The 18,059-nt window shown below is 41.3% G+C and carries 12 protein-coding genes and 1 pseudogene; 5 read left to right on the forward strand and 8 right to left on the reverse strand.

Annotated features, from left to right (window positions below):
• Nucleotides 1-171: 171 nt before the first annotated feature.
• Entirely contained in the window at nt 172-3,015 is a 2,844-nt protein-coding gene (locus L4C36_RS17120) for a UvrD-helicase domain-containing protein (RefSeq protein ID WP_428479023.1), read from the reverse strand.
• Nucleotides 3,016-3,893: 878 nt separating this feature from the next.
• On the opposite strand from L4C36_RS17120, the gene L4C36_RS17125 reads away from it, so the two are divergent.
• Complete coding sequence (locus L4C36_RS17125) at nt 3,894-4,196, forward strand: hypothetical protein (protein WP_428479024.1); 303 nt, start codon at nt 3,894-3,896, stop codon at nt 4,194-4,196.
• Nucleotides 4,197-4,655: 459 nt separating this feature from the next.
• Here L4C36_RS17125 and L4C36_RS17130 read toward each other — a convergent pair whose 3' ends face one another.
• From L4C36_RS17130 to L4C36_RS17145, 4 genes are read right to left on the reverse strand one after another with little or no spacing between them, the layout of a single operon-like run.
• Nucleotides 4,656-4,958: a YkgJ family cysteine cluster protein gene (locus L4C36_RS17130; RefSeq protein ID WP_428479025.1), complete on the reverse strand. Its 303-nt coding sequence runs from the start codon at nt 4,956-4,958 to the stop codon at nt 4,656-4,658.
• Nucleotides 4,940-6,646: an ATPase gene (locus L4C36_RS17135; protein ID WP_428479026.1), complete on the reverse strand. Its 1,707-nt coding sequence runs from the start codon at nt 6,644-6,646 to the stop codon at nt 4,940-4,942. The genes L4C36_RS17130 and L4C36_RS17135 overlap by 19 nt, the downstream gene beginning before the upstream one ends.
• Nucleotides 6,647-6,704: 58 nt before the next feature.
• Complete coding sequence (locus L4C36_RS17140; protein WP_428479027.1) at nt 6,705-7,784, reverse strand: chemotaxis protein; 1,080 nt, start codon at nt 7,782-7,784, stop codon at nt 6,705-6,707.
• Nucleotides 7,785-7,829: 45 nt separating this feature from the next.
• On the reverse strand, nt 7,830-8,798 hold the full coding sequence (locus L4C36_RS17145) for a helix-turn-helix transcriptional regulator (protein WP_428479055.1): 969 nt from the start codon (nt 8,796-8,798) through the stop codon (nt 7,830-7,832).
• An 821-nt stretch (nt 8,799-9,619) separates the two neighbouring features.
• On the opposite strand from L4C36_RS17145, the gene L4C36_RS17150 reads away from it, so the two are divergent.
• Nucleotides 9,620-9,868: a hypothetical protein gene (locus tag L4C36_RS17150; RefSeq protein WP_428479028.1), complete on the forward strand. Its 249-nt coding sequence runs from the start codon at nt 9,620-9,622 to the stop codon at nt 9,866-9,868.
• 421 nt (nt 9,869-10,289) lie between these two features.
• Nucleotides 10,290-11,021 (forward strand): endonuclease, encoded by a 732-nt coding sequence (locus L4C36_RS17155; RefSeq protein WP_428479029.1) that lies wholly within the window; start codon nt 10,290-10,292, stop codon nt 11,019-11,021.
• Nucleotides 11,022-11,247: 226 nt separating this feature from the next.
• Here L4C36_RS17155 and L4C36_RS17160 read toward each other — a convergent pair whose 3' ends face one another.
• The gene (locus L4C36_RS17160) at nt 11,248-11,646 is read right to left on the reverse strand and encodes an H-NS family histone-like protein (protein WP_428479030.1); all 399 of its coding nucleotides are present in this window, start codon (nt 11,644-11,646) and stop codon (nt 11,248-11,250) included.
• Between the two features lie 859 nt (nt 11,647-12,505).
• On the opposite strand from L4C36_RS17160, the pseudogene L4C36_RS17165 reads away from it, so the two are divergent.
• Nucleotides 12,506-12,916, forward strand: a pseudogene (locus L4C36_RS17165) (ISAs1 family transposase); the annotation flags it as partial.
• 500 nt (nt 12,917-13,416) lie between these two features.
• Here the strand turns inward: L4C36_RS17165 and L4C36_RS17170 are convergent.
• Both L4C36_RS17170 and L4C36_RS17175 read right to left on the reverse strand, forming a co-directional pair.
• Nucleotides 13,417-14,745: a hypothetical protein gene (locus tag L4C36_RS17170; RefSeq protein ID WP_428479031.1), complete on the reverse strand. Its 1,329-nt coding sequence runs from the start codon at nt 14,743-14,745 to the stop codon at nt 13,417-13,419.
• Entirely contained in the window at nt 14,727-15,749 is a 1,023-nt protein-coding gene (locus tag L4C36_RS17175) for a hypothetical protein (protein ID WP_428479032.1), read from the reverse strand. The genes L4C36_RS17170 and L4C36_RS17175 overlap by 19 nt, the downstream gene beginning before the upstream one ends.
• Nucleotides 15,750-16,246: 497 nt before the next feature.
• On the opposite strand from L4C36_RS17175, the gene L4C36_RS17180 reads away from it, so the two are divergent.
• Nucleotides 16,247-17,781, forward strand: a protein-coding gene (locus L4C36_RS17180) for an IS3 family transposase (RefSeq protein WP_428479033.1) whose coding sequence is annotated in 2 segments (ribosomal slippage) — nt 16,247-16,700 and nt 16,700-17,781 — 1,536 coding nt in all. Because the reading frame shifts where the segments join, the coding sequence is not laid out codon by codon here.
• Nucleotides 17,782-18,059: the final 278 nt, after the last annotated feature.

Genomic DNA, 18,059 nt, shown 5'->3' on the forward strand with positions numbered 1-18,059 from the left:
AGAGGATGAAGAGGATGACTTCAGGCGCAAAGTGTTTCCATTAAAATTCAGGATTGGTCATCGCATCGCTAATTAGAGGGAATTGATTGAAATTTTTGCAACAAGCCCGTTAAGAAAAAGGCTACAGAGAGCAGCCTTTAATGGAGTATTGATTAGAACTGATATTATATATTAACGATTCTTAGCTGTATTTTTACACTGATCATCTTTAATTCCATACCCAGTGCAACCCCAGAAGTCGCCATATTTACCATTACGCTTTTTCATTGGTCTTCCACATTTGTCACAAATAACTATTGAGTTACCACAAGAGGTATTTTGACAGGTACTGTGATTACGCATGTCTATAGATGGAGATTGACATAAACCACATACTCTCGCTCGACCAACTTCACATGCTTGACCACTACTACAAACATAAAAATTACTGTATTCACCCTGAATCATGCGGAGAACACCTGATTTACAGTTAGGACATTTAAATATCTTTTGATATTCAGATTCAAAATATGGAGATTGAATGTTTAAGTCATAAACTGGAGAAAGTAATTCCATTACGAAATCTGATGGGGAGGTTGGGCTTGCTATAATATAACATTTTTTCTTGGCACGAGTAATTCCAACATACAATAAACGACGCTCTTCGGAATGAGGATAATCATCTAATGATGGTAATAATGCTTCAACTATAGCATCATCACATCGTTCATTTGGAAATCCTTTAGGACCTTGAGATAGTCCAGTTAAAATACAGTAATCAGCTTCAAGGCCTTTTGATTTATGAAAACTCCAAAAGTGAGTATTTTGATTTAACTTTTCCTTTGTCAGCTCTTTATTTGCATCATTTAATAGACTGTTATATCTGGCAATTACAGCAATACTAGCTTCAGGGTCATTCTTTTTAATGTTTTTGACAATTTCAATAACTCGCTCTATATCACCACCTTTTTTCCCTAAATGATCATCGTATAGATAAACCTGAGATTCTTTCACTTTAGTATGAGTTTTTATATCCTTTTTATATTGCGTTGGATTTTGCATAATAAATTTACCAGCAGTACCTGCAATGCTATTGTTATATCTAAATGTTTTTTGAAGTTTAGTTAATGAATGTGAACCTACCATTTCATCAAAGCTAGTTGTAAGTTCTAGTTTACCACCAGAGAATCGATAGATTGATTGCCAGTCATCACCTACAACGGTTAATGATGGTGAAGGTCCTTTACCTATAATTTCTTTGATGAAATCCATACGAGCAGCAGATATGTCCTGAAACTCATCAACCAGAATATACTTCCATTTAGGAATATACGCACCATCAGCTACTGCGTCTACTGATCGAATAATCATGTCATCAAAATCAATTGCATTTTGGCTTTGTAATTCTTCAACATATGACTCATTCAGATTATTTAATAATGAGGCATATTTTTTTGATTGATTAATTTTTGACACTTTAAGTCGTTGAAATATTTGTTCRTGATTTAATCGCTCTACGCGGATTGCTTGTAAAGCTTTCACCATAAAATTACTCCAAGTCGATAACTGATCTTCTGTATTTAATTTGTCAAAGATCTCACTTGGATGCATTGGATTACATTTCACCCCTAACTCATTTAATTTATTTTTCAATCCTGATAAAAGGTTATCTTCGCACCATTCATAATGAAAGGTTTCGACTAAAGTTGTACCATATTCTTTATGTAACTGATTTTTCTGAAGCATTGATGCATTATATTTTTTTGCATCTATATCAGTTCTTGTATTGCCTTGACGATCAATACCAAAATGTTCGATGTAAATTAAAGTATCTGTAATATGAAAATCAGGTTTATAATCAAAACCAATATCAATTCGACGTTTACTAACATATGGAGCTTCATATTCATAGTTAACTTGATTAATATATAGAAAGTTTGCAATTAAAAGTTCCTGATAACCTTTAACTTTTTCGCCATTCAATGTTCTAAAATCATTGTCACGAACATATGCTTCATAGTCGCCTGTTGAGGCAAAGCTAAAGGGATTAACTGGTGGTGAAGTGAGCTCTATCATATCGAAGATACGAGTAGGATCTTCGGTAATATATTCATATACCCAGGTCGTAACCCAAGCAGTCAACTTATGGTTATCTTCGGTAAAAATACTCATATTTGTAGGTATATGAGCTTCTCTTAATATCTTACGACCTAGAGCATGAAAAGTCGATATTTGAGGCAGTGTTTTTAGTGCAACTCCACTTCCCTTGGCTTTTTCATCTAATCGTTCTTGAAGTTCGTTAGCTGCGGCGCGGTTATAAGCGAGGATTAATATTTCAGATGGTTGTGCTAATCCTCGATCAATAAGATCAAGAGCTTTTGCTACCATCACAGATGTTTTACCAGTACCAGCAGCAGCCAGAACCATATTTCTATCATTATTACGTAAAACACCCAGACGTTGTTCAGGTGTTAAGGGGTTAGATTCTACTTTATCGAAGAAATGACTACGTTGTTCTAGTTGATACTCTTCATGCAGAGCTTGTACATCACTAATATTTACTGGATGTAACTGTACAATTCGTTTGATTTTAGTTCGTTGCTCTTTAGTTAAGTGTAGTTTCCACCCTTGATGGTTTTGGGTATATGTTTCATGCAATTCTGCACATAACTCTTCAATACGTGATATCCATGAATCACGAGGAAACTCTTTCAAAACTAGCATGTTAAATTCAGTTAATATACGAATTAAATATTCATTTACCTGCTCATTAATAAACATATTGATCGCATCGCAAAAGTCATCAATACCTTCTGATTTCAAAAAACGGAAATAACGATATTGCCCACCTACCTGTAAGGTGATCTTATCACCAAATATTGTAGATTTCCTTTCAAGAAAGTAGTGACTTCCAGTAAGAGAATAGTGTTCCTTTTCTTGCTGACCTTTCATGGTAGTTAGCAATGAATTATTAAATGTTATGGTACTAGTACCAGATAGACGACCTATTAGATTAGTGGAGATGCTAGAACTCATTACTATTCCCATATTTTTTATGCGGTTATATCATTATTTTATCAGCATTCCTATCCCCTTATCCAACGAGTTGATGTACCGTTCACCAGTATCCCTTTACCAATCTGACGTGAAGGGGCTGGTTGCAAAAAATCCGTAGTGACCCCAAATATTCATATCGCCTTAGCGGATGGGTAGTCAATGGCCAACAACGAATTCAAATGGAAACACGTCGTATGAAACTTCGGCGCTGACTCCTCTTGGCAACTTGATGAAACCTACATAAAAGTGAAGGGGAAATGCCAAGGGTAAGTATCGTGGCAGACGCGCAAACATGGCCTTGCATCAGGATATACGTGATCAGCTAACGTTAGGCCGCAGTTACTCGCAGATACAAGAGAAGCTGGGGTGCAGTCGGACGACGATAGCGCGGGGGGTGAAGGAAAGTTAGTGTTTTGGCTTGATATGGGGTGTTATCACATCAGCCTCGGATCGCTTTAAATCTGTAATGTTAAATGGCCGTCCATCGTGGCGGTCTTTTTGTATCTGGGCACACGTGGCCACTTGTCGCTGGACGTTACGGTGTATCGGGTTGTTTTAGGGTAAATATGGTTTTCATCGCTAAATGTCACTGAAACGAATCCTCTCTTGATCTATCTTGGAAATCGCCCTGAAACCGTCACAAACTTTCAAACGGATTTATAGGTAATATCGGCTTGGGTTGATGTATGGAATGCACGCTACAGCCGTTCTAGGGATTCTGAGGGCTGTTTTTAGGGGTAAAGTCAGCTATTTACCATAATGGGCACTTAATGCACTAGTGTGTGTGGAATAAATGTTGCTGCATTTGGTATGCTAAGTAACTCATTGTGCGCATTCTGTTACAGGGAAGATGATTGATGATTAAAGTAAATTATGTTTTTAAAGGAAAGCTTGGTGAAATTGAGCTAGGACACTTAACGAGTTTTGAGTCCAAAGAAGATGTTCTAGAATCAGTTGGTACATCTACGCTTGAACACATAATAACTGAAGATGTATTAAAGATATTGAATTCTGAGATTGATCCTACACCTGTTCTCGTAGCAAGAGAGCGAGGTGGTGATAGAGGTGAGCCAATTTCACCACAGTCAGAAGCTGAGCGATTAGGTTTTTCAAAATTAGTAGCAACAATAGATGACTCAAAAGTCGTTATTATCGAATAGCGTTTTCGTTATTTCATGAAGAGATAATAACCGTCACGAATCACCTATATTTACCATAACACCCGTAAACCGAACCACGTGAAGGTCGCTCATTGCAGTCAGATTTTGGATCTTGTGAAATGAAAATAGATAGTCGAAAAGCAGAGCCCCCAGTTGCAGCACGCGGTCGAATTGCTTGTACGTATCTTTATGTAGAACAAACATATTCACAGTACAGTATGAGCAAGGCACTACGTCAGTTGATGGAGGTATAGGACAAGCAATATCCCGTGAGTGCGTGGGAATGCAAACGAGCAAAGCGGCTCGAAAAGTTACAGGGCAACGTAAACACTGTGCTCAAAACACGCTGTGACAACCTAACAAATTGATGACACTATCAAATATTTGTACCAACCATGGAACGATACGGATATAGAAAAGAGGTGCGTAAACTCATCACTTTGAGTTTTACCAACGGCATTATTCGACTTTATTCATCCTGTCAGGTAACTGATCACAAATGGCCAAATTCAACGAAACGAATTCCGCCCAAGCAAACTTAGTTGAATAGTGGCGTTCAAACTGCACAGCGACCCGACAAATATCTGGCCGCTCTTCATATATTTGGCATTGTTTAGACGTTGTATTGAGGTGACGACAAATCCCGTCACCTCGATCCAGATACCGTGTTTGTTCTGACAAATGAACGTTCGCACAACACTTTCCACACCCATTGCATGGAAAGAGTAATTGAGATGAATCAATTAAAGGTTTTTCAGCCAACTTCGTGCGCTCTCAACATTTCCAGCCTCGAACGGCAGGGTGATATTTCGACGTTCCACTTCTTTAGCAAGAACAAAACACCTTTCATACTCACAAGTAAACGACTCTAAACTATCCGTGAATTGACTAATCTCTGAAGCAGACAAGTTAAATTCCAAGGACGACAATTCGATCAAGAACCTATCCAACTCCTGATTCACACTCTGGAAGTATTCAAGCGTGCGCTTCGCCTCAGATTTGTACCGATTCAGAAAAGTCCACACCTTCTGCATGAGTGCGCTGTAGTCCAGAAAATACGTGATCCCTAAGGTCATTAAGCCTGTCGCCATAGCACTTAACACAGCCGCGATTTCCGTACCAAAGGGGAATGTCATCACATTGGCTAGGTGACCATTTAATATCACACCCATAGCAACCGCAACACCCGTAGAGAGAATACGAGTAACCTCCCTAACCAGATCGCCCGCAGATAGTTTATTAGGATTCAAAAACAGCAACTTCGCGGCAGAGACCAAACTTGACCAGGTTTCACGGATCAATCGGCCCAACAATTTCTGCGTCGTAAAAAAAATATTACCAATCGTGGTAGTAAGACTAGATAGCGCACCAGCCATCGCACCATTTTTAAATTCTTCAAGCACATCTTTAAAACGCACCTTGATACGCGACCAAATATCTTTCGCCAAAGATTTAACCCGCGCTAAAAACAGCTCCAACGTAAAATTGTCTTGTGCATCTTTGAACAGAGCAGGCACATGTTCTTTCAGTTCAAACCAAACTTCTGCCAGTAGTACCCCCACGGCCTGGCGAACCCCCATTTTGATCCCAGCCTTAGCTGATTCATATCCCGTGCTTTTCAGAAATTTACTACTGGTGTAATACGCACTATTGATCTGCTGGTTGTAGTGCTCGCGAGCTTGAGCATCCACCTTTMGCATTTCCTCATGATTTAAAGATTCCAACGTTTCAAYATGATCTTTGTCTTTGGCGATTTTGGCTTCCAACTCACGAATTTTATGACGTTGTTCTTTGGTCTCTGTTGGCATTGAGCCCAGCATTTGCTGATTCTTTTTGATGTTAGCTTGCTTTTTTACAATAGTCACCGGCACAACATCGTTAAGGAATGCATCGACAGAATGTGCCGATTTGAGATTATTGATGTACGAATGCGTGGACTGAAAATTAGTGTCTTGATTCGCCAATTCCACACCACTTAAACCGGCAAGGACACGACCAGCATCGTTATGCGCTTCATGAGAAGAAATAACATGGTCAAGTTGCCGGTTTTCTTGCGCTCYCATGGTTTGATCACGGTAGGCGTCATGAAGTGAGCCTTCATTCTGGTGTTGCTTATCAGCCTTACCTCGAGCTATATAATTTGAATGAGTATGATAGAGRTCTTCTTTAACAGGCTGACCTTTTTGATTCAAAACGACATCACCCAAACCATCACGTTTTACCGGTTTATAGTCRCCCCGGTTCGCGTATTCCTGTTTGACTTGCTCAGAAATGTGAATAGATGTGTCGCCTTTTTGGTGTTCACGGACATTATGAACGGTAGCAACCYCYCCCCCTTTTTTGTCTTCAAATAACAAAAAATCAAGAGCAAATGAACTCACTAAACTCTGTACTACCGTTTTATTGAGTTCTTCCATAAGCACAAAATCTTTGCGAACCAATTCTGACATGACTTTCATTCCATTAAATTAGAGGGCAGRWYCTGCCCTCGTTATATTGCGTTATTACTTATTGTTTTTCATGTTTTTCRGCGTCKACCTTTGCCTTATCAAGCGTTTGTTGTAGAGCTTGTTCGTTGAGCACTTGCATACCATCTCTATCAGTTTCAATCTCAACAACCTTATCGTCATTAAGTACAACGTTCCCGCTCTCATCCATTTTTGGTTTAAACAACGGCGTAGTAATAATGTCCGTCAGAATAGCCGCAACTTGGTAGCCATTTTGAATGATTTGAATGACATCATCGCTAATGTTGTCAATATTGGCCCCAACMTTGATCAACTGCTCCATAGCTTTCAAGCTAACAAAGTWCTCGTTGAACAGGGTGTAGATACGACTCGTTTCATCGTAAATMTGGTCAACAAAAATACGTGTTTTCGTCAGTTGCTGACCGCCTTTCTCCATTTTATCTACCGCCTGGTTCACTTCCTCACKAGWTTGCTTGGCGTCGGACAAGGCTTCTTCTGCGTGTGAAGCAAACGCCCACCCCGCAATGGCAATAATAGGGGCCGCTACAACGCCACCCAATACCATTGCGCCGCCGGCCATACCAAAACCGCCAGCGGCAATAGAGCCTCCACCAATAGCAGCCATGGCTGCGTTATAAGCTGCAGCACCGGAAAGTGCAGCAATMGGTGTGCCCGTTGATGCAGCCGCCAAGGCCATTACACCACCATAAACCGCATAGGCAGCCGCTGCGCCTGCAACGCCAGCCCCCGCCACTTGCCCCATATACTCAGCGGTAGAAAGCGCTAAACCGTCAATTTTTTTAAGCTTATGCTTAGGAAAGTCGATGGCWATGTCTTTCGATCCACTTTCATTCAGCTTCTCCAGCAGGCTTTCTGCTATCGTACGGAAGGCTTTAAAGTCTTCACCCACTTGTAGYTGTAATTCACCCAGTTGGGTTAAGCTCTGTGTGGTTYTATTATTGATAACGTCAAAATCAGCTATTTTGGTGTCGTACTTATCKTTTGYAGCCTCAAGAATTTCATTSGCTTCCGTTTTATCTTGATAACCGTCATAGCCCTTTTTGGCACCGTAGCCCGCAGCAGCAATGGCCGCACCGGCCAAAATGAAAGGTAATGGCATTATTAGCACTCCATACGTTTTTTGTGTCTTCAATAAGACAATTTGTTAAGTCACAGCGTGAACTGTGGTTTTGTTTAAAAAAGTAAYGTCTGAACCAAACCCTCTTATCCATCGCTCTAATAAAAGAGAGTCAATCACTGTTGCCGTGATCTTATAATGGCCTTCACATTCCTCGACGATCTGATCGTGTGAAAGCGGGGTTTCTAAAAGGTGGAGACCTGCTTTTTTCGTGATCATGAATTCAATGAGGCAAAGATCGCCCTCACCAAACCCAAACCGACCGTCTGCATCATATTTTTTCAATGTAAAGTCGTTTGGGCGTTGAAAGTTAAACGTAGATACAACAACCTTTTTAATACGATGTATAGCCAACGTTCTTTCGTTATCGAATCCATCAAAACGGCAGACTAAGTACAACCGTACCCCCTGTTGAGCTAACCCTAATGGCATGATTGTCGCCRTCTGCGTTTTATGTTCAGCGTTGTCATATTCAACCGTGATCAGCCTATCTTCATACAATCCTTCGCTAATTAGACTCAGCACCTTTGGGTCCACTTTAGGTGCAAGTAGTGGCATGCTTTCACTGACCACGCGAATTTTATTTCGCCAATTATTAGCTTTCATATTGGTAGGATCGTGCTCCAAGTTATATCGCGCTTCATCAAAATAGGATTCCAGCGAATTCAAAACATTGCTGGGAAGAACCTGTTTAAGATATTGTTCCGCAAGACTGAGTAATAAGGATTCTTGCGTGGTTAAGTAATTAGCACTTAAACCATGATTGATTTTTCGCCAAGAGTAGCCGTACGGTTTTGAGCGTATATCCCGGTTGATCTCAAAGTTCTCTGTGAGTATTTCTAAGTTGCGCTGTATCGTCCGAATGCTTCTTTCAATGCCTATTTCTTGAAGCTGCATATGCAATTCTGGTGCGGTAACTTTCTTATGACGAGGGATCCGCTTTAAAATTTCAAAGGCAAGGATTAGCGACTCTTGCATATTCTTTTTACTCGTCAAAATCACACCACTCAGAAAACCAGAAAAAACCACCGACGAAAAGCAACCTTTTATTATTCGTTTTTTTACTTCCATGTCCACTCTGCGCAACAACGATGTTACCTTCGTCAGCGACATTTTGTGACGCTGCAAATCGATGCGACATAGATGAGTAAAAATAAGACAAGGTTCAAAAAATGAGATTATTTATCCATGTGAAGAGAGGAGGAGAAACAAACACTAGGTTGTTTACCTTGTAAGACGGGGCTACGATTGGATGGTCGAGATAGCGTCGTTCCAGCCCTGATGGCAGAAGTGTAGTAAATTCTGCCATCTGGGCTGTGATGTCTATACCTAAGCTCACGTGTCCACTTGCCATTGGATGTTACGACGTGTCGGATAGTTTTAGGATAAATACGCTTTTCATCGCTAAATTCCACAGAAACAAATGGGCTCAATAACCATTCGGTAAATTGGTCTGAAACCATCACAATTATCTTCGGTTAAATCGATTAACTGGTTGTGTGGGATTCTTAGGGACAGGGCGTTACCCTGTCTTTGGTCGAATTCCATTTACTCGCTATTAATGGTGTAGCAAGGGGTATATTACATAAGTCTAAATACCATGCAAAATGCCGATAAAAATACTGTAAATAAGCATCTTTAACAGAAATACTTACGTGATATATGAAATTTAAAAGTGGAATGTTTCTATGTGTTAAGTTTACAAATTAGCACATACGAACAAATGATTAGTTAATTTTCAAAAAGCTAGCGCTTTGCACTATATTGTTAATGCAAGAAAGTTCAGTTGAAATATTTATAATTTAAAGGATACATGAATGAACAATAACGATTTGATTTGTATTGTACGTAGAGCGTTAATTGAATGGAATACTGCCGGAATGTCTAATGATGAATTTGCTAATATTATAGATCTTAAGGATGAAACGTTAGATGGCGTACCTCATAAAAAATGGCGACTAAATGGGCACTTAGAATATGCAGTAAAACATAAAGGTAAATATAGAGATGGGAGTTTGAAACATCGTCAGCATTTGAAAATAGCGACTCATTATCTTTTAAACTAATTGCTATGATAGCATCAACCAGGCTAGGCCTAGGGTATCTACCCATATTCTTTACCATAACCCCTGTAAACCGTAGGGCGGGAGCATACTTTGCTTATCATTTGACCAGCGCATGCTCGAGCTTAAAATCTGAGTCATTTTTCTCTAAAACATCAGAGAGAATACAAATTTAACGGTTTGATATGCGAGCGCATCGCTCGCAGTTAGAGCCATTTAGTTAGTGTGCTCTCACCCTGCTGTAAACCGAACCACGTGAAGGTCGCTCATGGCGGCCTTTTTCTTTTAGCACTAGTACTCTATCCTAAAGAGTGCCCTGCTTGCCAAGGCGTTCGTCACAGCCACACTGAATGGATAGCTGTGTGTCGATTTTTGCGTAACAGCCAGAAGCCATACTCAAAGAAAATAAGGATGATTTTCCTGTATGAAAAGAATATTCATCATCGCCGCTGTGCTCATTACGTGTAATGCTTCAGCTGCGAACGTAAATATTGAGTCATTTAGTAAAGCTAAGAAATTACTAGAAAAAAGCGTCTATTTTGACCATCGAGAGACGTTGTATTGTGCAGCTAGTTTCGATGCGAAGAAAAACATCACGTTACCGTCTGGGTATAAGTCAGATAAGCATGTGAAGCGTTCAAAACGAGTTGAGTGGGAACATGTGGTGCCCGCTGAAAACTTTGGTCGAACTTTTATTGAGTGGCGCGAAGGAGATGCTCAATGCGTAAACAACAAAGGAAATGCGTATACAGGCCGTCGTTGTGCGAATAAAGCCAGCAAAGAATATCGCTTAATGCAGTCAGACTTGTATAACTTGTACCCCGCGATTGGATCTGTCAACGCAATGCGAAGCAATTACAATTTCACTATGTTGTCTGGCGAATCGTCAGATTTTGGCTCTTGTGAAATGAAAATAGATAGCCGAAAAGCTGAACCCCCAGTTGCCGCACGCGGTCGAATTGCTCGTACATATCTCTATATGGATCAAACATATTCACGGTACAGCATGAGCAAGGCGCAGCGTCAGTTAATGACGGCCTGGGACAAGCAGTATCCCGTGAGTGCGTGGGAATGCAAACGAGCAGAGCGGATCGAAAAGCTACAAGGCAACGTGAACACGGTGCTTAAAACACGTTGCGAGCAACTAACCAAATAGAAACTAACAGGGTATCCCTGTGTGGAAAAATAGTCAGAGGCCATTTACACATGTGTAAAAAGTCATGTTTTGACATACTAACCACGCAGTTTATGTTTTGATGCGACGAGCCTGTCAGCCTTTTTTGTCTCTGGTGTTTCATGATCACGTCAGCTCTGTGACAGGCAGAAAAAAACCGTGGGTGTAGCCACCCACGGCTTTGAATGGGATGTTTTTGGCTTTATACCTAAATAAGAAATTCGTCTAAGCTGGCGCCTGCATCAAGTGCATTTTTTAAAATGCTTGGTGTACGGCCTTGGCCTGTCCATGTTTTTTCTTCACCGTTTTCATCGGTGAACTTATATTTAGCTTGGCGTACTGCACGAGTTTTCTTCGGTGCTTTAGCCGTCATACCTAAAAGTTCTTCTGGGTCAATACCGTCAGACAGCAGCATTTGACGATACGCTTCTAATTTTTCTTCATGTTCTTTATTTGAAGCTTTAGCTTGTTCTTCTTCTGCTGTGCGCTCATTGACTACTTGATTCAGCTTTTCTAACGCTTCTTGTAGCTGTTCTAGTGTCATCGATTCACGAGCAAAAGCACGAAGGCTGCGAATGTTCATTAATAGTTTTATAGCGTCTGTCATGATTTCTGTTTTTACTTAATTAAATGATTTTGTATTTTACTATACAAGGTGTCTTTTACCTATGATGCCTAGCCTTGTGGTCATTTATCCCCTCTTTATGCGGGCTACCTACTGAGTTTTCGACTTGAAAATGTGTTATTTAACGTCGTGTTTTTTACACATGTGTAAATCGTGGTCTGTCTTGCAGTTGGCTATACTTTCCCGGTAGGCGAGCGTGAATGGAGATCAAATGGTGAATATGAAGAAGGCAGCCAGTGATGAAGTCGATTGGGAAAGCATACCGCCGAGGTTTCGTCTCTCGTTTGAACGGCTATGTTGGCTTCTCGATGCCGCCCCCCATGCCGGATACATCCAACACCTAGATACCAAGTGTTATTGCTATTATGACGTGTACCGCCCTCAGCAGCGTGACACCCCCCACGCCAGTGTTGGGTTCGCCCAAAGCTCGATTGACGGCCTATGTCGACTCGGATTGCTTGAGAGGGTCAACGTTGGCGACTATGAGGCGTTTGTCGTCACTGACATCGGGCAGAACCTTTATCGACAGGCAGTAAGCAACGAGGAATGTTTCCCTCCCATATAGGGTACCTATATCACAGCTAACCGCTCTCCGCCCCAACGCTATCGACCCAGTGCAGGCCAATAGCCCCTCACTGAGTAAAGCATCGGGGGAAACGCACCGTCCTAAGGTCACGGTTCAATGTCACACCTGGCAGGCTTCCATTTTTTCACATGTGAAAATTYCCCCTTCACGTCAGATTGGCAAAGGGGGGGGGGGGGAGGTTGGCCGGCTAACGAATGGATCAAAATGAGCTACAGCTTTCACTAAATTAGCCATTAACGGACAACGAGAGGTATTGCAAACCCTCTTATTGATTGGCCAAAATCACTCATTCACTACATTAAGAGCATCGGGCAGGCGATGAATATTCGGTATGATAAAGCAGGTAAAAAGTGCTCCCTCGAATACAGATACTATATTAGTTCAACAGAATTGAGTGAAGAAACATTTGCAGCAGGCGTTAGAGAGCATTGGGGTATCGAGAATAGTCTTCACTGGGTTTTAGACACCGCATTTAATGAAAATGCTTGTCAGATCTATCGAGAGAATGCCGCACAGGTTTTAGCTGCCGTGCGCCACATGGCAGTAAGTGTGCTTAGAAATTATACAACTAGAAAAGCGAGTATACGCCGAAAAACTAAGATGGCAGCGATGGAAATTAGTTATTTAGAGCAAATATTAGCTTCAGCGATAGCTGCTGAACAATAAATGAGCATGCGTGCTCTCACCCTGCCATTAAACCCAACAATATCTAAAAACTCGCACGGTACAGTGTTATGGCATTTTGCCCACTTGAATCGACGCAAACTTGAAAGGAGCCTCCATTAGTGGACCTTACGTATAGTGCTCCTGCACCATAAGCTGTGATGTCAAACGGCTTGCTACTTGAATAGATACTACCTCTTGGCTTACCAAATAACTTCACTCCTGTTCCAACCTCCACTGTCTTACCTTTTGGCATCGCAATGGCGTAATCAATAGACGTTACAATATGATCACTGAATTTGACCCATGTAGAATCTGTTCGTTTGCAAATTTTTGCCTGCGTACTAAAGCTTGTCAAAATTGAAAGAATAGATACAAGTGGGATCGTTATCCTTGAACGATGATATTTCATTGAACATGTCACCATAGATAAATGAGCAAGAACACACATGTCAAAACCAAGTGTGTTCACAAATACTTAAACGTTTTGGTCGTATAAACAACTACTCATCATAAGAGAAGTGGTATATGACTTGATTCGTCAACTTGGTTACGCCATTAAACGACATACCACCCCACTCCCCTTGCGGTATTGGATAGACTTCTGTATGCGCCTTTCGTTCGATGGTAAGGTTAATCTTACGTCCATCCCGCGCAATCCCTTCGAACCGCAGACTTTGAAAGTCTTTTGGAACGACTACTTCCACGGATTCACTGGACAACAATTCGTATTCACTGTCTTTGATGATATCAGATACACGCTCATATTTAGTTACTTGGCCGATGACTCTTATGGTTATCGCATGGCTCCAGTTTTCATGATGAATATTGATTTTCTTACCACCATTGACAACTCTCAGCTCATGAAACTTTCTATAGCCACAGCCACTTGAATGACAACCTCCATCAACAGCACCGACAAATTTTAGATCCCCTTCCCTAGGTTTTAGAATGTTAGTAGGTAGCTCCATTGTCCAACGAAGATGGTGATGTCGGACATCTGAAGATGAAGTGGCGTGGCCAGACGGGCAGCCTTTAGAGGATATCTGATCAAGCTCTGACCTTCTTACCCAATCAAACACTGGCTTAACCATCTGAGCATTGATGTTGGCAATGAAATCCGGAGCGACGGTAATGTAGATAGGTTGCTCCACTACAAATTTATTGTCGAACCATAGGGTGCGGTCCTTGGTTATTTCAAACTTTAATACACAACGAATCTTATTCATCGTGTATTTATCTCTTTCGGCTTCAATGATTCGACTAGGTATCACAAAGTTGACCTGGGTATCCGACACTTCTAACCCGGTAATTTCAAGAGGGCCAGATTCGTCAATATCTATTATGAGCTTAGCGTTGGAGGCCACATCCTCACTATCAAATCCCACCCCAACGCCTTTTGCAATTAACATCCAATCTCCCTTGTGATTAAAAGGTACTAAGGTGTTATCGACCGTATCCAATGAGTAAATTCCACCAATGAATGATACCTTTGCAAGCGTTTGGCGCAGGTCACGGTTAAACTCTTTTGAGATATTAGTAATATCCTCGTTAAGTTGTATTCTGAGTTTCTCCACCGCTGCAACAACGGCGTAGAGCTTGCGCTGTAACTTATCATCTAATGTCTCAACTTGCTCCTCTAACACATCATTTAGTTCCTCGATGATGTCAAAAGCAGTAACCTCGACTTGCCCAAGTAGGTCTTCAGCGAGGTTGTTGGCACTGTTTTGCAATACAACCGACAGGTCTTCAAGGTGATTTTTCAGATCTTGAATTACATTACTTACGACTTTACCGGCAACCAGCGGCCCCGCTATTGCAGAAATTGACATATGTTCTCTCCTTGCTTTTCATCAATATAAGTAGTCATGAAGTGAGCTAACTCATTTGAAAATTTTATCCGTCTCTTTTTCAATGAGTCAGTTATTGGTAATTTATTGCAGAGCACGTTTAGTACAGGGATTAGACTGACTAGGTAGATCAATGGTTCCAGGTTTTCTTTCTTAGGGAAAAGGTCTTTAATGCTTTGTTTGGATGACGTAACAAAAGAGCTATAGTTCAACATCTTATATGCTCCGTAGTCTGAAGCGGTGAAAACTAAAAACTGGAAATCAAATGCAATTGGTACAATCGTATGGTGAAAACTAGTGAGTAATACATTGTGCCCCCGAAGTTTATCGTCTTCCACAAATACTGAGTAGTCGAGGTTTCCAACGAGTATTTCAAGTAAGCGCAGCGTGTTAAGGTCACCAATTTCTAGCCAATGACCAGATTGTTGTTTATACATAGGGCCGATGCGTGTATGAATAGACTCAAAGGACTCAATGAGTATACCCATTGTTCTAACCTTGATGTCATGAGAACGTATGTGAACATTGCAGATTGTGCAGTCAAGAGAACAATCGGTAATTATCGAAACGGCCTTGTAGGAGAAGAACTCCATCCAGAACATATCCTTCGCGCTTGTGTTACCCAATTGCTTTATGGGACGATTTTCAAGTGAATTATCGTCTTCAAGAAGTATCAGGTGGTAACTTCGATCAATTCCATTTGGAGGTGATGTAATTGAGAGTCCCATAAGAGGCAGAAGAGAGCGAAAATTTCCTCTTTTTTCAACGAAACCTTCTAATGGTGTAGCGTGCTTATGTTGAAAAAAAAACTTACAAGATAAAATACTTGAGTCAGCAGTTGACGTTAACTCACCTTCTATGTCCAAATCTAAATTTAACACTTCGTCTTCAAAAAAGAGTTCAGCCCTTTCTCTACCTAAATTTCTAAACTTCCAGGGCATAGAGTCTCTAATCCAATCACCAACCGAAGTTATTTTTCTAATCATAATAATGGGCTCATCACATCAGTTTCGATGTTTGGTTGTGATGCTTGATATTGATGTAACGACAGCACTCCATCCTTTTTTACCTCCGGAAACTCGAACCGAGCTTATCGAAATATCAACAGAATCGGTAAAAACACCAACCCACTCACGAGCAACAAAATTCGGGGCGACAAGATAGGAAACGAAGCACAAGAAACCCAAAAGCCAAGGGAAATCCCAACGATAAAAGTGACTTTCTACATCCTTCGTGAAGCACCAATTGTGTGTACTTTGAGTGCGGTAACCGTCACCAATAATTTCTTTCTTGAACTCTCTTCATTGTTTGGGTCGATGTTACCTTAATACTCACCTTTGTTTATAGTGTGTAATGAATTATAGCAACTTGTTACTTTAGGTGGGGAATGATTGAGTAATGTGAAGTGAATCAAACCCCCTGTGTCAGGATAGTTGTCACTGTTAAAAATTCATCAATTTAGAGGGGCGGAAACAGAGGAAACATGTCTCGTTATTCGCAAGAAAGAAAAGAAGCCATCTTGAAAAAGTTGTTACCACCGTTGTCTCGCTCTGTCGCGGAGATAGCAAAAGAAGAAGGCATCAGTGAAGCAACGCTGTATTATTGGCGAAAACAACTTCGACAATCAGGAGCCGTTGTGCCCGAGAATAATATGAATTCAGAACAGTGGTCAGCGCAAACCAAGCTGGCGATTGTCGCAGAAACCTTCTCGATGACAGAGCATGAGTTGAGCCAATACGGTCGAGAAAAAGGGCTGTATCCCGCGCAAATACACCAATGGCGCAGTGAGTGCATGCAAGGCTTTAAGTCGACCAAAGAAAATGAGGCTGACGCAAAGAAGCAAGCAAAAGCGGATAAGATTGAGATTAAACAGTTAAAAGCAGAACTCCGTTACAAAGAGAAAGCGTTGGCTGAAACTGCTGCGTTACTGGTGCTAAGAAAAAAGCTGAGAGCCTTTTACGGGGAAGAACCCGAGGACGATTAACCTCAACCGAGGAAAGGCAAAGTCTCATCACTCTCATTCAGGAAGCGAAGCAAAATGGCTGTCGATTGGAGCCTGCTTGCCTTGAAGCTGAGGTGAGCTTAAGAACGTATCGCCGATGGTATCAATATGAAACGATTAACGAAGACCAGAGGCCGATAGCCTTAAGGCCTGCGCCAGCAAATAAGCTTTCAGAAGAAGAAAGACAAGCAATATTAGCGGTGTGTAATCAGCCTGAGTATGCGAATTTACCGCCAACCCAGATAGTCCCGACACTACTGGATCACGGTGAGTATATTGCATCAGAAAGTACTTATTACCGCGTACTCGCTGAGGCCGGCCAACTCCGCTCAAGGGGACGCCAACGTAGCCGCCAGAAAGCAGCTAAACCGACAAGCTACACGGCAACAAAGTCGAACCAAGTATATACATGGGATATCACATATCTTCCTTCAGGCGTGCGCGGTCAGTTTTATTATTTGTACCTGATAGAAGATATCTACAGCCGTAAAATCGTGGGTTATGAAGTACATGACCGTGAATGTGGCGAGCTCGCATCACAACTATTACAGCGCACGCTAATGCGAGAGCAATGCTTTAATCAACCTTTAGTACTGCATTCTGATAATGGAAGTCCAATGAAATCATTGACGTTTAAAGCCAAAATGGAAGAGCTTGGCATTATCTCGTCCTATAGCCGACCACGCGTGAGCGACGATAATCCTTATGTGGAATCGTTGTTCCGAACATTGAARTACGTACCGAGTTGGCCGAAAAATGGATTTGAAAGCCTCGGATTAAGTCGAGCTTGGGTCGGTGACTTTGTTCATTGGTATAACACCGAACATAAGCATAGCCGTCTAAATTATGTTACGCCGTCAGAACGGCACAATGGAAAAGATGCAGCAATACTGAGCCATCGAGAGAAGGTGTTATCAGCACATCGAAGCAAGAAACCAGAACGTTGGTCAAAGAATATTAGGAACTGCCAGCCTATCGGGGCAGTACACTTAAATCCCGAAAGAGAAGCAGCGTAATAATTGACCAACTAGTGACAACTACCTTGAAAAACACCGCAAAACACATCACTAAACCTACGTTATGTCTCCAAGATAAGACTACCGCTACACTATCTCATTCGATCGATCGTAGAGTTCTAGGTCTTTTGTCAGTAATGACTCGCAGACCCTACTTCAATAGACACTATGCAGATTAGAAAAAGTAGGTCAAATCGCTATCCGTAGAATATGATTGATAGAAATACTAACTTGAAAAGGGGCAAATTCTGGTTAGCGCACCGGCCAGACGTCACGCC

Origin of the sequence: Photobacterium japonica (genome assembly GCF_050337005.1) — a bacterium.
Lineage (GTDB): Bacteria > Pseudomonadota > Gammaproteobacteria > Enterobacterales > Vibrionaceae > Photobacterium > Photobacterium japonica.

Excerpts from the sequence above, each read along its gene's own strand:
- L4C36_RS17125 (WP_428479024.1), top strand. The coding sequence starts at position 3,894 with ATGATTAAAGTAAATTATGTTTTTAAAGGAAAGCTTGGTGAAATTGAG.
- L4C36_RS17150 (WP_428479028.1), top strand. The coding sequence starts at position 9,620 with ATGAACAATAACGATTTGATTTGTATTGTACGTAGAGCGTTAATTGAA.
- L4C36_RS17155 (WP_428479029.1), top strand. The coding sequence starts at position 10,290 with ATGAAAAGAATATTCATCATCGCCGCTGTGCTCATTACGTGTAATGCT.
- L4C36_RS17160 (WP_428479030.1), bottom strand. The coding sequence starts at position 11,646 with ATGACAGACGCTATAAAACTATTAATGAACATTCGCAGCCTTCGTGCT.
- L4C36_RS17170 (WP_428479031.1), bottom strand. The coding sequence starts at position 14,745 with ATGTCAATTTCTGCAATAGCGGGGCCGCTGGTTGCCGGTAAAGTCGTA.
- L4C36_RS17175 (WP_428479032.1), bottom strand. The coding sequence starts at position 15,749 with ATGATTAGAAAAATAACTTCGGTTGGTGATTGGATTAGAGACTCTATG.